Origin of the sequence: Herbaspirillum sp. SJZ106 (assembly GCF_006715495.1) — a bacterium.
GTDB lineage: Bacteria > Pseudomonadota > Gammaproteobacteria > Burkholderiales > Burkholderiaceae_D > Herbaspirillum.
The window spans coordinates 487,643-503,315 of sequence record NZ_VFNI01000005.1; the positions used below are offsets into that span (position 1 = coordinate 487,643).

General features: G+C 65.9%; 6 protein-coding genes. 4 read left to right on the plus strand and 2 right to left on the minus strand.

Translation table 11 applies throughout. The features are described from left to right. Positions 1 to 121: 121 nt before the first annotated feature. The gene (locus FB598_RS17625) at positions 122 to 1,771 is read right to left on the minus strand and encodes a cyclic peptide export ABC transporter (protein WP_141917004.1); all 1,650 of its coding nucleotides are present in this window, start codon (positions 1,769 to 1,771) and stop codon (positions 122 to 124) included. A 336-nt stretch (positions 1,772 to 2,107) separates the two neighbouring features. Between FB598_RS17625 and FB598_RS17630 the strand changes: the two genes are divergently transcribed. The 4 genes from FB598_RS17630 to FB598_RS17645 all read left to right on the plus strand — a co-directional run bounded on the left by FB598_RS17630 (position 2,108) and on the right by FB598_RS17645 (position 8,086). Continuing rightward, complete coding sequence (locus FB598_RS17630) at positions 2,108 to 3,175, plus strand: GNAT family N-acetyltransferase (protein WP_141917006.1); 1,068 nt, start codon at positions 2,108 to 2,110, stop codon at positions 3,173 to 3,175. A gap of 13 nt (positions 3,176 to 3,188) precedes the next feature. Further along, positions 3,189 to 4,508 carry a lysine N(6)-hydroxylase/L-ornithine N(5)-oxygenase family protein gene (locus FB598_RS17635; protein ID WP_141917008.1) on the plus strand — a complete coding sequence of 440 codons (1,320 nt, stop codon included), beginning with the start codon at positions 3,189 to 3,191 and terminating at the stop codon, positions 4,506 to 4,508. 93 nt (positions 4,509 to 4,601) lie between these two features. Beyond that, positions 4,602 to 6,821, plus strand: coding sequence for a TonB-dependent siderophore receptor (locus tag FB598_RS17640; RefSeq protein WP_141917010.1), 2,220 nt, complete (start codon positions 4,602 to 4,604; stop codon positions 6,819 to 6,821). Next, entirely contained in the window at positions 6,815 to 8,086 is a 1,272-nt protein-coding gene (locus FB598_RS17645) for a PepSY domain-containing protein (protein ID WP_141917013.1), read from the plus strand. The genes FB598_RS17640 and FB598_RS17645 overlap by 7 nt, the downstream gene beginning before the upstream one ends. 90 nt (positions 8,087 to 8,176) lie before the next feature. Here FB598_RS17645 and FB598_RS17650 read toward each other — a convergent pair whose 3' ends face one another. Continuing rightward, positions 8,177 to 15,655 (minus strand): non-ribosomal peptide synthetase, encoded by a 7,479-nt coding sequence (locus FB598_RS17650; protein WP_255515806.1) that lies wholly within the window; start codon positions 15,653 to 15,655, stop codon positions 8,177 to 8,179. Positions 15,656 to 15,673 lie beyond the last annotated feature (18 nt).

Here is a 15,673-nt window from a genome sequence, read left to right on the forward strand (position 1 = left end):
CCAAGAAAGCCACCCGCGTCCGCTGAAGTAAGCGTCGCGCATGAAGCAAAAGTGCGGCAGTCTCACTGCGACTGCCGTTCATTGAACTAGGCAGAACTAGGCGGCCTTCCTCTCCTACTCTTCAGAGCGCAAATTCCTTCTGCTGCACTTCAGTCTCAGTTTTGAGGACTGCCGAGTTCCGGGTCAATTGACCATTCTCCAAAGACAGGAGCACATCGGCTTGGCCGAAGTAGCGGTCGTCATGCGAGATCACCAGCACGGCTTTTCCTCGCGCTTTCAGCTCCGGCAGGATTTCGCGATAAAAGACATCCTTGAACAAAGGGTCCTGATCGGCAGCCCATTCGTCGAAGACCATGAAGGGCCGGTCTTCCAATGCCGCCACTACCAGTGCCAGGCGCTTGCGCTGGCCTTGTGACAGGGCGCGCGTGGTGAATGCGCCCTCCTTCACCTGCACCACGTGCTGCAGCTGCAACCGTTCCAGCAGGCGGTTGGCCTCCGCATCCAAGCCGGGGCGGCCTCCTTCGAGCAATTGATCGAACAGGTGAAAGTCCGAGAACACCGTCGAGAACAGTTGCCGATACGCGTCGCGGTTGGCGTCGTCGACCGCGACGCCATTCCAGAGGATGGCCCCATCCTGAGGCACATACAATCCCGCCAGCAGCTTGGCTAGCGTGGTCTTGCCGCTGCCGTTGCCGCCGACCAGAAAGCACAACTCGCCCGGACGGAAGCTCAGGTCGATCGGCCCCAGCATGAACATCCCATCGCTACGCTCATGATAGTAGCGGTGGGTTACGCCACGCAGGACCAGGCTGTCCAGCTGGCTGCGCTGGCCGGCCGGTGCGAGTGCCTCGCTACTGACCATTTCTTGCGTGATCAAATCGATACGGGCAGCGGCCACACGGGCCAGATTGGCACGTGGGATGTTCATCAGCAGCACTTCCAGCGGTGTGACGATGTAGACGAACACCAGCGCGAAGCCGCTCACCACCGCGCGCTGCCCGGGGACGTCGCTGACCAGCGCGAACAGCACCACCCCGATGAAGGCAAAGATCAGGAAATTGCCCCATCCCGCAGAGGCACTAAAGGTACACATGCCCCGCGTGCGAAGACGGCGCACATTCTCGATGGCGACGTGTAGCAGGTCGCGCTCGAAACGCTCGCGCTTGTCGCGATGCAGGCGCAACTCCTTGGCGCCGTGGGTCATGCCCTGGAAATGGCTGAACATCACATCTTGCTCACGGGCAGCCTGCTCCAGGTAACGGATGGCCTTCAGATGGGCCAGGTGATAGCCCACCGACCCCAGCGCCAGCACCGCCAGCGCGCCAAGGAACACCTGCCAGGACAGCAGCACCATGTAGATCAGGCAGCCGATCACCACGACCGAGTTGGTCAGGATGGCCGGCATGCCGACAAAGAATTCTGCCACCTTGGCGCTGTGCTCGGTCAGGGCCGACTGGATGCGCGGTGCGCCGATCTTTTCGATATGCCGATAATCGGCGCCGATTACGCGCGAGGAGATGTAGCGGCGCAGATCGGCCTGGGCGCGCTGGTTCAGCCGCTCGAAGGAAATGTTGGAAAGCATGTGAAACACCATCAGCAGCAGTACCGTCGCGGCGAATTGCCAAGCGGCCTGGGGACGGCTGGCTGCCTGGCCGGCGATGGCAGCATTAATCTGGACCACTGTCAGCACGCTGCAGATGCCGCGCAGGACGCTGGCAGAAGCGGCTAACAGAAGCAGTCGCCAGGATTGGCGTATCAGGAAGTTGAGCATGCGGGACGGGGTTGAGTAATCGAATGAAGGGGGAATACAAGGAAATCGTGAATGAATGACTCTTACTGAACTGACGATCCAGCCACCCCGCCATTTACCCCTGCTGACCTATCGGGATACCGACCTCGAATTGCTCTGTGCCGCGCTCAAGAGGCACTCCAGCCGATTTCACGCTTTCTTATAAATAAAAATACGTCTCATTCGTCTAAATAAAGGTGAAGGATTTTTTGCGATCCCGACATGTTCGGAGTTGCTTTTAGTCATCTTTCTTGAGTATCCATCGCTGATCGCTGGCGCCTCGCCTTGCGTCCGCTTGCCTACCGGGAGCCTTTGTTTATGCCGCTGTCCCCCTCCTCCGCCGTCACGCCTGTCTGCATCAGCGGCGAGTCCCTGCTGGTGTTGCGCCAGGCGCAGCAGCTCGCCGTGACCGATCCCGATGGCCAGGTGCGGTCGCGCTGGTCCTGGCAGCGCAGTACGAGCAGCCGGGACTGGACCATCGCCAAGGAAGGCGGCGGCGCCTCTTACGCGGATCTGCTGGCCATCCTGCAGACCATCTTCCTGCATGCGCCAGAAGCCAGGTTGGTCACTGTCGAGCTGCCCCGGGAGCAGGCCGCGGCCATGTGCCGCGCCGGCCTGCTGCAGCGCCAGGGCACGCGTCATGTGGCCGCGCCCGAACTGGTCTGGCAGCACGCCGCCGGATGGCTGCCGCAGGAGCGCCCGCCCTTCCCGGTGCAGCAGGTGATGAGCGAAGGCAAGCGCCACCCGCTGCGTGCGCCCAAGCCGGAGGGCGAAGTATATCGCCGCTACCTGCCCTGGCTGGGCCAGACCCTGTCGCTGCGCAGCCTGCGGCTGGAACAGGATCTGCCGCTGTTCAACCGCTGGATGAATGACCCGGTGGTGGTGCAGTTCTGGGATGAGGCTGGCGACCTGGCGCGCCATCGCCGCTATCTCGACACCATCGCCGCCGATCCGCACATGACCTCGCTGATCGCCAGTTTCGATGACCGGCCCTTTGCCTATTTCGAAGTCTACTGGGCCAAGGAAAACCGCATCGCGCCCTTCTACGACTGCGGCGACTTCGACCGCGGCTGGCATGTGCTGGTGGGCGAGGAAGCCTTCCGCGGCAAGCAGTTCGCGGTGGCCTGGCTGACCTCGATCTCGCATTACCTCTTCCTCGACGATTGCCGTACCCAGACCGTCGTGGGCGAGCCGCGCGCGGACCACGACAAGCAGATCCGCAATCTCGACAAGAGCGGCTACGCCAAGCTCAAGGAGTTCGACTTCCCCCACAAGCGCGCCATGTTGGTGATGCTGTCGCGCGAACGCTATTTCGGGCAGGGCCTGTGGCAACCGCAGACCACGCTGGCGCCGCTGGACCCGCCGTTTTTCCCCTGCTCCCCCTGAAAGGAGACCCGTCTTGAAGATCCATGACCTCATCGGCGTCGGCTTCGGCCCGTCCAACCTGGCGCTGGCCATTGCCCTGCAGGAAGGCCAGGCCCAGGCGGGCGCGATCGATGCCCTGTTCCTGGAAAAGCAGCCGCACTTCGCCTGGCATGGCGACATGATGCTCGATGGCACCCACATGCAGATTTCCTTCCTCAAGGATCTGGCCACGCTGCGCAATCCATCCAGCCCTTACACCTTCATCAACTACCTGCACCAGAAGCAGCGGCTGTCGGACTTCATCAATCTCAAGACCTTCTACCCCAGCCGGCTGGAGTTCAACGATTACCTGGCCTGGGCCGCGGGGCACTTCGGTCATCAATGCCGCTACGGCGAAGAAGTCATCGCCGTGCTGCCCGAGATCAGGGGCAGCGAGGTGACGCTGCTGCGGGTGATCTCGCGCGATGCCCAGCACCGCACCCAGGAGCGCCTCACGCGCAACCTGGTGATGGCCCTGGGCGGCACGCCCAATATCCCGGATTGCCTGGCGCACCTGCGCGAGGAGCCACGGGTATTCCATTCCAGCAGCTTTCGCAGCGCCTTCGACCGGCTGCAACAGCCGCGCCGCGTGGCCGTCATCGGCGCCGGCCAGAGCGCCACCGAGATCTTCCTGGAACTGCAAGGCCATCCGCACCTGTCGGTGGATCTGGTCACGCGCGCGCGCACCATCAAGCCCTCCGACGACAGTCCCTTCGTCAACGAGATCTTCAATCCCGACTACACCGATTACGTCTACAACACCCCGGCCGACAGCCGTGTGGCACTGCTGGACGAATTCATGCAAACCAATTACGCCGCGCCCGACATGGCCCTGATCGAGCGCCTCTACGACGTGCTGTACCAGCAGAAAGTACGGGGCGAACAGCGCCATCGTTTCCTGCGCCGCCACGACACCGTCGAGGCCTGGAGCGATGACGCCGGCGTGCACCTTGCCCTGAAGGACCTGGAAAGCGGCAAGGTGAATACCGAAACCTACGATGCGGTGATCCTGGGCACCGGCTACCAGCGCCAGCAGCATCACGCCCTGCTGGCCGAGCTGCAGGCCTATTTGCCCGGCATGCGCGTGGATCGCCACTATCGCCTGGACAGCACGCCCAATTTCCGTCCAGCGATCTTCCTGCAGGGCAGTTGCGAAGCCTCGCATGGCCTGTCCGACACGCTGCTGTCGATCACGCCGATCCGCACCGACGAAATACGCGTGGCCCTCACGCACACGCTGCACCAGGGCCATGCCGTACCCGCAGCACTGCAAGCATCAGGGGATGTCCAGCGCCATGGCGCCTTGCAGGCCTGACCCGGGGCACGCTAGCCGCCGCCCGCGCCGCCCCATGTTCAACTTCACGTCAATAACATCAACAACAACAGCAATCGAGGAACGCGTTTTACCATGACCACACGAAACTCCCGGAACCATCCGTCCCCGCTGCGCCAGCGCCTGCTGGTCAGCTCCCTCCAGTGCGCCCTGCTGGGCATGTCGGTCTCCGCCAATAGCATGGCCCAGACCGCCAGCACGGATGAAAAACTGCCCCAGGTCACCGTCACGGCTACGGGTGAAGAAGAGAAAGCCACCGGTCCAGTGCATGGTTTCGTGGCCAAGCGCAGCGCCACCGCCACCAAGACCGACACCCCTATCACCGAAACGCCTACGTCGATCTCGGTGGTGACGGCCGACCAGATCGCCACCCAGCAGGCCCGCACCGTCGCCGAAGCGCTCAGCTACACCAGCGGCGTGCAGGTCTCCACCGGCGCCTTCGCCATCGTCGACACCGCTTCGCTGCTGCGCGGCTTCGCCCTCAACAACGGCGGCTCCTTCTATCGCGACGGCATGCTGACCTCCTCCAACGCCAGCTACAGTCGCTATGCGCCCGAGCCCTATGGTCTGGAACGCATCGAACTGCTGCATGGCCCGGCCTCGGTACTGTTCGGCCAGAATTCACCGGGCGGATTGATCAACGTGGTCTCCAAGAAGCCCACCACCACGCCGCTGCACGAGCTGCAGGTGCAGGCAGGCAGCTTCGACCGCAAGCAGATCGCTGGCGACTTCGGCGGCGCCCTCGATGATGCGGGTGTCTGGTCCTATCGCGTCACCGGCCTGGCCCGCGAAGCCAAGACCCAGGTCGACAACACCGTCGACAACCGCCTGTTCCTGGCTTCGGCCATTACCTGGCGCCCCGACGACCGCACCGAATGGACCGGCCGCATCGAACTGCAACGCAGCGAAGGCCTTGCCAACAACCTGTTCCCGGCCGCCGGCACAGTCACCTACAACCCCAATGGCCGTATCCCCACCAGCACGGCGCTGGGCCGCTCGGCCGATAACAACGAGAAGTACGACAACGCGTCGATCAGCTCGCAGTTCTCGCACCGGTTCAGCGATGTCTGGAGTTTCCGCCAGAACCTGCGCTACACCAAGTACGACGGTACCCGCAACAACCTGCGCTTCGCCTCCTACTACCCGACCACCCAGTACGCCACCGCCGCGCTGCAACGCTGGCGCCTGAAGACCGATTCCGACACTCTCACGACGGATAACCAGCTGCAGGCCGACTTCAGCACCGGCATGGTCAAGCACAAGATGCTCATGGGCGTGGACTACCATCGCACCGTCGGCACCGTGACCGGCTACCTCAGTCCCAACACGCTGGCCGGCTACGTGCTCTCCAACATCTACACCAACACCTATGCCAACCTGCCGGCGGTGGCGGACAACTACAACACCAAGACCGAAGACGAACAGGTCGGGGTGTATCTGCAGGACCAGCTCAGGATCGGCCAGCGCTGGATCGTCTCGGCCGGCATCCGGCACGACAACTCCGATCAGACCGTCAGCAACTACATCGCCAGAACCCGGACCAAGCGCAGCGACCAGGCCAATACCCGCAACCTGGGCACGGTGTATGAGCTCGATGGCGGCTGGTCTCCCTATGCCAGCTACTCGGAATCCTTCACCCCGACCACCGGCACCAGCTTCGGCGGCGCCATGCTCACACCGGAGACCGCCAAGCAATACGAAGCCGGTGTCAAGTACGCCCCGGTCAACACGAATGCATTGTTCACGTTGGCCGTGTTCGACCTGCGCCGCCAGAACGTCTCCACCGCCGACCTGGCCCACACCGGTTATTTCCTGCAAACCGGCGAAGCCCGTTCGCGAGGCGTCGAACTGGAAGGCAAGATGTCGCTGGCCGATGGCCTGAACCTGACCTCCAGCTACAGCTATACCAACACCAAGGTCACCAGCAATACCTCCGGCAGTTCCAGTACCAGCACGCTGGGCAAAGCCTTGCCGGGCGCCTCCAAGCACAATGCCGGCGTGCTGCTGGACTACGGCTTCCAGCGCGGCGCACTGGCTGGCGCGCACGTCTCGGCGGGGGTACGCTACATCGGCCGCGCCTATGGCAATGCGCTCAACACCTTCGAGACACCTTCGGTCACGCTGCTGGACTTCGGCGCGCGCTTCGACCTGGGCCGCATTTCCAGCGACTGGCGCAACTTCGAGCTGGCCCTCAAGCTCAACAACGTCACCGACCGCGTCTATGCCTTCTGCTCGGAACTGTGTGAATACGGCGCTCGCCGCACCGGCCTGGTACAGGTGACCACACGATGGTAAAAACCGCTCCGGCGTCCTCCGGGCGCGCCTGGAGGCTGTGGGTGCCGACTCGCCAGACCTTCGTCCTGCTGCATCGCTGGACCGGTCTGGCGATCGCGTTTTTCCTGGTGGTGGCCAGCCTGACCGGCATCCTGCTCGCCTTCGAGGATGAGCTGGAGGTCTGGCTCGCGCCCGAGCTGCAACTGGCCCAGCCGGCACCGGGCCAGGCAGCCGCTGCCATGCTGGACCCGTACACCCTGCGTGAACGGGTCCAGCAGCAGCTGGGCGAGAAGCTCCACATCAACCAGCTGATGCTGCATCCGCAGCCCGGCCGCACGGTCTCCTTCATGGCCGACCCCGCCACCGATCCGGCTACCGGCCGGCCCTACCGGCTGGGCTACAACGAAATCCTGGTCAATCCGTACACCGGCAAGGTGCAGGGTGTGCGCGACCGCGACAAAATCAGCCTTCGTCCGCAGAACCTGATGCCGCTGGTCTTCAACATCCACCACTCCATGGCCCTGCCGCGCGTGCCGGGCGCCTTGCTGATGGGATTGGTCTCGACTTTCTGGACTATCGACTGCTTTGTCGGCGTCTATCTCACCTGGCCGCGCGGACGTCCGTTCTGGTCCAAGTGGAAACCGGCGTGGATGGTCAAGTGGCAGGCCGGCGTCTACCGCATCAACCTCGACCTGCATCGGGCCTTCGGCCTGTGGTGCTGGCTGATGCTACTGCTGTTCGCCTGGTCCAGCGTGATGTTCAACCTGCGTGACCAGATCTACATGCCGGTGATGTCGCGTATCCTGCCTTTCGACAACAGCTGGCGCGCCCAACCGCCGCTGCGCGAACCTCTGGCCGCGCCGCCGATGAGCTGGCCGCAGGCGCACACGATGGCCCGCGAGGCGATGCAGCGTTTTGCCGCCGAACGGGGCATCAGCACCGATTTCGAGGAAAGACTCAGCTTCGATCGCCGCCGCGGCCTGTATGCCTACATGGTGCACAGCACCGCCGACCTGCGCAGCAACGTCGGCAACACCGGCATCCTGATCGATGCCCGCACCGGGCAGTTGCGCGGCCACTGGCTGCCCAAGGGCGATCGCAGCGGCAATACCTTCAGCAACTGGATAGGCGCGCTGCATATGGGGCATGTGTTCGGGCTGCCATGGCGCATCTTCATTTCCTTCATGGGACTGGTCATCACCCTGCTGTCGGTGACCGGCATCGTGGTGTGGTGGAAAAAGCGCAAAGGCCGCAAACTCAGCAAGGACAAGCTGCGCCAGGCCTGAAGCCCACACTGCCACTGCCTTGCTTCGACCTCTGGCACGGCCTCCCGGATGATTCCGGGAGGCCGTTTTTTCACGTCCGCCCTGCCCGCTTCAGACCAGCAATGCACGCACGCTGGCGTGCCAGTGGCCATCGGTGAGCAGGGACAGGTGATCGGCCTGCGGTACCGTGTTCACCGAGATCAGCGTAGCGCCATGCTGCACCCAGTCGGTCGGCGCCTGCCCGGCATCGCGCCGACCGGCCTGCCAGACATGCAGCGGCGCCGACACCTGTACCTGTGCCTGCAGGCCAAGCCGCAGGCAACGGATGCGCTCCCACAGCGCCGCTTCCGCCCCGACTGTGCCCGGAGCATCCAGCGGCAGGCGCTCACCCAGCCGCCCCACGATCTCCATGAGGAAATACGCCCGCTGTGCCGCGCTCATCTGTCCCAGCACCGCATACCAGCGTGCGCGCCGCTGCGAACCCGCCAGCCAGCGCTCCAGCGTGGCCTCATGGGCCAGCAGCACAGCCGCTGGCGGCATGGGCATCTGCGCGAGTTGCTGGCGCAGCCCGGCAAAGTCGGCACTGTCGGCCAGGCCGATCCACTCCACCTGTACCGCTCCATCGCTGCGCGCCTGCAGCTGCCGCGCCGTCTCCAGCGCCAGCAGGCCGCCCACTGACCAGCCCAGCAGGCGCAGGCGGCGGCCCGGCAGGGCTGCGCACAGCGCACTGGCATACTGCGCCGCCAGCGCAGCGGCATCCATGCTGCTCCAGCGCCACTGCTCATGCGACGGACACAGCAGCTGGTACACCGCATGCTCGCTGCCGATGGCTGCGGCCAGCGCATCGTACTCATGGGCATTGCCCATGTGCGCCGGGAAGCACACCAGCACCGCATCCTCCGGTCGCTCCTCCTGACCATCGCCACGCGTGCGGCTGGATGGATGGCGGTGCAGTACCGATGCAGTACGGGTACGGTCGGCCAGGCGTCCACGTGTGGACAGCGGGTCCCCCTGGCGCAGCAGACCGGACAGCTTGTCCTGTCCGGGCAGCGCCAGCAGCAGCTCGATCAGCCGGCGAGCCAGTTGCGCCGCCTGCGCCTGCTCCATCCGTGCGCCGTCGTACTCGAACTGGAAGCGCAGCGCCGCGCCCGGCAACGCCACCACCGTCAGCGGGAATTCGGTGGCGCCGCGGCTGCGGATGGCGTCGAAGGCCAGCGAGCGGCCCACGCCCTTCTTCAGCGATTCATCCACCGGGAAGTTCTCGAAGATCAGCAGGCTGTCAAACCAGTCGCCCTCATCGCGTGCCGCCCATTGAGAAATCGCCGCCAAATCCACATGCTCGCGCTGGCGCAGCGCCAGGTTGTGCGATTGCAGCCCGGCCAACCACTGCGGCACCCCCATCGCGCCGTCCAGATGCTGGATCAGCGGCAAGGTATTGATGCACATGCCCATGACCCGCTCGATGCCCGGGAAATCGGTGCTGCGCCCCGAGGCCGTGACGCCGAAGACCACATCATCGGATCCGGTGGCCTCCTGCAGCACCAGACTCCAGGCGGCCTGCACCAGGGTATTGAAGGTGACCTTGCTGCTGGCCGCAAAGGCTTGCAGCACCTGGGTCTGCGCCGTGGTGAGCTGCTCGCGCACGGTGCCATAGGCCGATGGCGCGCCACTGGCCTGGCCTTGCGGCAGGCCAGTGGCGGCGCCGCACAGCAGCCCGGCCGGGAACTGCGGGCAGCGCGCGAACTGGGCGCGCCAGAACGACTCATCCTGCGGCCCGGCCTGCTGTTGCAGCCAGGCGATGTAATGGCTGAAGTCCAGCGCCTGATGCTGCAGTGGCTGTTCTTCCATCAGCGAGAACACCTCACCCAGCAGCTGCGACATGCTCCAGCCATCCAGCAGCACATGGTGCCAGGTCCAGAGCAGCCGATAAGCGCCATCCTCCTGGGCGATCACAAAACGCATCAACGGCGCCCGCTGCGGCGCGAAGCCGCGCTGGTGCTCGTGCTGACACAGCGCTTCCCATTGCTGCTGCACATTGCCCGCCGACTGGCCGCGCCAGTCCAGCACGGTCAGCGGCAGCTCGGCCTGGCGCAACACCACCTGCACCGGCTGCGCCTGCCCACCCCAGGCGAAGCCGGTGCGCAGGATGGGATGACGCTGCAGCACGGTGCGCCAGGCCTGGGCGAAGCGCGCCAGATCGATGTGGGCGCTGCTGGCGTCGAGCTGCACGACGTTGGCCACCGAGTAGGGCGAGTCCCGCAGATGGCGCAGCATATTGCGTTGCCAGGGGGGGGCCGGATAGATGTCCTCGATCAGGGCCGGCGGGCAGGCCATTTCGGCCACGATGGCGTCCAGCTGCGTCTGGTCGCGCTGCAGCAGCGGGAAGTCCGATGGCGTCACCCCGCCCGCGCTGCTGGCGCAATGGGCGATCAGTTCGTGCAAGGCGGTTTCCAGCGTGCTGGCCAGCCGCTGCACGGTGGCGGCCTGATAGCGTTGCCGGCTGTAGCTGATCTCCAGCCGCAGCTCGCCCCCGACCACCTGGCCATTGATGGACAGCTCGCAGCCCAGCGGCGCGCCCGGATCGCGCGAGGCGCCGGGCGATTCCGGCGCCGGCTGCCAGCCGCCCTCCTCGCGGAAATTGCCGTCGAACTGGCCCAGATAGTTGAAGGCCAGCGCCGGCTTGGGCATGCGCCGCAAGGCTTCGCGTTGGGCATCTTCGCCCCACTGGCGCAGCAGGCCGTAGCCGATGCCGTTGTCCGGCAGGCTGCGCAGCAGGCTCTTGACGGCGCGGATCAGGGTGGGCCACTCGCCCGCCGTGGGCAAGGCCACCGGCATGACGCTGGTGAACCAGCCTATGGTGCGGGAGACGTCCGGCGCCTCGCTGCCGTTCTCAAGCTGCTCGCGGCCATGCCCTTCCAGCGTGATCAGCAACTGCGCCATGCCACCCCACTGGCCCAGCGCGCGCCCCAATGCCGCCAGCAGCAGATCGTTGATGCGGGTGCGATAGGCCGCCGGCGCCTGCTTGAGCAGCGCCTGCGTCTGCGCCGCATCCAGGCGGCACGCCACGCGGGCCTGATCGGCGGCCAGCAACGGCGCGTCGGGATGATCGCACGGCAGGCTGGCAGGCACCTCCATGAGCGCTTGCCAGTAGCCGAACTCCTTGCCGCGCGTGGCCGCCTGGGCCTGCAGCCAGCGGCCCCACTGGCGATAGGATGCGGTGCGCGGCGGCAAGACCGGCTCGGCATGGGCCAGCCGCTGGCGGTAGGCCAGCCCCAGGTCTTCCAGCAGGATGCGCCAGGACACTCCATCGACCACCAGATGGTGCACCACCAGCAGCAAGCGCCAGCTACCGTCGTTGAGCGCCATGCTGCCGGCGCGCAGCAAGGGGCCGCGTTCCAGCTGCAGGCTGCGCTGCACGCGCGCGCAGAAGGCCTCCAGCTCGGCCGGCGCATGCACCCGTGCCTGCCATAGCAACGACTCATCGGCATCGCGTTCGCGGCGCGGGCCATAGGCCTGCTGCCACAGCCCTTGCGCATCCTGGCGGAACACCATGCGCAATGCATCGTGATGGTTGACCACATCGTCCAGGGCCTGCTGCATCGCGCTGAAATCGATGGGCTGGCGGCTGTGCAGCAGGATGGCCTGATTCCAGTGATGACGCTGCGGAATGGCGCTGGCCAGGAAGTCGGCCTGGATCGGCAGCAGCGGCACCGGGCCATCGCTGGCTTCATCCACCTCGGCACCTGCCTGCGCCCGCTGCGCCACCGGCTCGGCCGGGGTGGCCGCCTGGGCCAGCGCCGCTACGGTCTGCTGTTCGAATATCTGGCGCGGCGTCAGCTTCCAGCCCTGCTGGCGCAGGCGCGCAATGATCTGCAGGCTGAGGATGGAATCACCGCCCAGTTCGAAAAAGTTGTCGTGCCGGCCGACCCGCTGCACGCCCAGCACTTCGGCCCAGCTGGCCGCGATCAGGTTTTCCAGCGCGCCCTCGGGCGCATCGCCCAGTGCGCTTTCCGGCATGGCCGGCAGCTCCTGCGGCAGCGCCTTGCGGTCGATCTTGCCATTGGCATTGAGCGGCAGCGCCGGCAGCACGATGATGCGGCTGGGCAGCATGTAGGGCGGCAGACTGTCGGCCAGCGCCTGCTGGATCGCGACCAGATCAGGCGCGTACTCGGGATGCGCGCTGACATACGCCAGCAAGCGATCGATGCCGCCCATGGTACGGACCACTACCACAGCCTGCCGCAAGGCAGGCTGGGCCAGCAGTGCCGCCTCGACCTCGCCCAGTTCGATGCGGAAACCCTTGATCTTGACCTGATGGTCGATGCGTCCCAGATAGGCGATCTGCCCGTCCTCGCGCCAGCGCGCCAGGTCGCCGGTGCGATACATGCGCTGCCCCGGCGCGCCGAAGGGATCGGCCAGGAAGGAGGCCGCCGTCAGGCCGGGACGATCCAGATAGCCGCGCGCCAGTCCGGCGCCGCCGATGTAGAGTTCGCCGGCCACGCCGCGCGGCAGCAATTGCAGGCGGTCATCCAGGATCATCGCGGTACGCTGCCCGACCGGGCGGCCGATGGGCGCATACGGCACATCGCAGGGCTGGGTCGCTCCGGCTTTCCAGACCAGCGGCGTGACCACCGTTTCGGTCGGCCCATAGCCGTTGATCAGACGCTGCGGCCGTAACACGCGCTGCACCTGTTCGAAGGTCTCGCGCGGCATGGCTTCGCCGCCGAAGGAGTACAGGAAGACCGGCGGCGCATTACCGGTGCGCTCGACCCAGTCGGCCAGCTGCTTGAGATAGACCGGTGGGAAGCCGGCGTGGGTGATGCGATGCCGGTGCAGCGCTGCGGCGGTCTGCTCCGGCGTCCACAGTTCGGGATCGCGCAGCACCAGCACACCGCCCACGCTCAGCACCGTCATCCAGCGCTCGTGCGCGCCATCGAAGCTGAAGGAGAGGAAATGCAGTTCGCGCGACTGCGGCCCCATCTCGTAGAGCGCGGCGGTGGCCTGGATGTGCATGGACAGCGGCCCATGCGCCACTTCCACCCCCTTGGCGCGGCCCGTGGAGCCGGAGGTGTAGATGACATAGGCCAGGCTCTCCGGGCTGGTCTCGACCGCGGGCAGCGTGGCGTGGCCATTGTCCAGATCCAGGCTGTCGATATCCAGCCAGTCGGGACCATCCTGCGCCGCCAGCGGGGGCCAGGGCTGCCCCTGCGCAACGACGAGGCCGACCCGGGCATCGCGCAGCATGTAGGCCACGCGCTCCTGCGGTGCTTCCAGATCGAACATCACATAGGCCGCGCCGGCCTTGAGGATGCCTAGCAGGGCCACGATCATCTGCGGCGAACGCGGCAGCGCCACGGCGATGCGCTGCTCGCCTGCACTGGCGGGCAGGCCGCGCGCCAGCAACTGCCGGGCGAAGCGATTGGAGCGCTGTTCGATCTCGCCATAGCTGAGGCTGAGTTCGCCCATTACCACCGCCTCGGCCCGCGGCTGGCGCTGCGCGATCTGCGAGAACAGCAGGTGCACCGGTACGCGCTCCATTTCGCCGGGCGCGGCCCGGCCCAACTGCAGCAGCGCCTGCTGCTCATCCTGCGCCAGCAGCGCCACCTCGCCCACGGCGCGCGCCGCCGATTGCGTCAGCGCCTGCAGGCCATGCAGCAGATGACCGGCGATCTGCTGCACGGTCGCGTCATCGAAGTGCTGGCACTGATAGCGCAAACCGATCTGCAAGCCGCTCTGCCTCCCATCCCCCGGCGCCACGCCCACCGTCATCGGATAGTTGGTCTGCTCGCGGGTATGGGTGCGGCGGAAACTCGGCCCCTGCGCCTGGCCGCTGCGCAGCACGCTGTCGATGGGATAGTTCTCGAACACCAGGATGCTGTCGAACAGGCTCTGGCCCAGGTGGCTGTGCCAGCGCTGGATCTCGTAGAGCGGCGTGTGCTGGAAGGCGCGCGCGCCCAGGTTCTGATCCTGCAGCTGTTGCAGCCACTGGCCGACGGGCTGGGCGTGCGCCGCCGGCACCAGCACCGGCAAGGTATTGATGAACAGGCCCAGCCATTGCTGCACGCCCTCCAGTTCCTCGGGACGCCCGGCCACGGTCGCGCCGAAGCAGACCGCCGCCTGTCCGGTATAACGTTGCAGCAGCAGCCCCCAGGCGGCCTGCAACAGGGTGTTGAGGGTGACCCGCTGCTCGCGCGCGAAGCCTTGCAATTGCTCGGTCTGCCGCACCGACAGGAAGACCTTGTATTCGCCATAGCCGGCCCCAGGCCCGGCCGCCGGGGCCTGTTGCGCCGGGGCGCAGGCCTGGTGCAGATAGGTCGGCGCCGCCAGCGCGGCCAGACTGTCCTGCCAGTGGCGGCGCGCGGCCTCGGCATCCTGTTGCTGCAGCCAGCCGATGTAGTGGCGATAGGCACCCTGCACCGGCTCGCTGGCGGCTTGCCCGTGATAATGGCGCACAACCTCGCCCAGCAACTGCGAGGTGCTCCAGCCATCCAGCAGCAGGTGGTGAACAGTCCAGATGAAATGATGGCGCGTCGCGTTGGTGCGGACCAGCATCAGGCGCTGCAGCGGCGGACGCGCCAGGTCGAAACCGCGCCCCAGCTGCTCGGCGGCGATCGCTTCCAGCGCCGTGCCGGGGTCGCTGGCGGCGCGCACATCGGCTTGCTCGATGGGCAGCGCCAGCGTGCGCGCCACCCATTGCAGCGGCGGAGCATGCTCGGCCAGGAAACCGGTACGCAAGACGTCGTGCCGATCCTGCACCGCTTGCCATGCATTGCGCAGGCGCGCCACGTCCAGCTCGCCATCGATATCGATGCGCAACTGGTTGAGATAGGCGGCGCTGCCGCTGTCATAGACGCTGTGGAACAGCATTCCGGTCTGCATCGGCGAGAGCGGATAGACGGCGGCCACCTCTTCAGGCGGCGCCGGCAGGACCGGCAGGTCGGCCGACGCCAGCAGGCTGATATCGGGACCGCTGACGGCGACCGGCGCGGCGCCGGGAGGCAACGCCTGATCGATGGCTTGCGCCACCTCGGCCAACTGGGCGATGGTCTGGCGATCGAACATCTGGCGCGGCGTCAGCTTCCAGCCGCTCTTGCGCAGGCGCGCGATGATCTGCAGGCTAAGGATGGAATCGCCACCGAGGGCAAAGAAATTGTCCTGACGTCCCACTTGGGGCAGGCCCAGCACTTCCTGCCAGATTGCCGCCAGCGCCAGTTCGATCTCGCCTTGCGGGGCGCTGTAGTCGTTGTCCTGGCTGATCTGCACCGCCGGCAAGGCCTTGCGGTCGATCTTGCCATGGGTGTTCAGCGGCAACGCCGCCAGCACCGTGATGATGGCCGGCACCATGTACTCGGGCAGATGCTCGGCCAACGCGGTTTTCAGCGCTGCCTCGTCATGCCTCTGGCCCTGATGCAGCGACACATACGCCGCCAGTCGCTGGCCATCCACGGCCACCACCACCGCCTCGCGAATCGAGGGCTGCGCCAGCAAGGCAGCCTCGATCTCGCCCAGTTCGATGCGCAGGCCGCGCAGCTTGACCTGATGATCCAGCCGGCCCAGGTACATCAGTTGTCCATCCTCGCGCCAGCGCACCAGGTCGCCGGTGCGATA

Bases quoted from the DNA above. Each gene is read 5' to 3' on its own strand.
- FB598_RS17625 (WP_141917004.1), bottom strand. From the start codon at position 1,771: ATGCTCAACTTCCTGATACGCCAATCCTGGCGACTGCTTCTGTTAGCC.
- FB598_RS17630 (WP_141917006.1), top strand. From the start codon at position 2,108: ATGCCGCTGTCCCCCTCCTCCGCCGTCACGCCTGTCTGCATCAGCGGC.
- FB598_RS17640 (WP_141917010.1), top strand. From the start codon at position 4,602: ATGACCACACGAAACTCCCGGAACCATCCGTCCCCGCTGCGCCAGCGC.
- FB598_RS17645 (WP_141917013.1), top strand. From the start codon at position 6,815: ATGGTAAAAACCGCTCCGGCGTCCTCCGGGCGCGCCTGGAGGCTGTGG.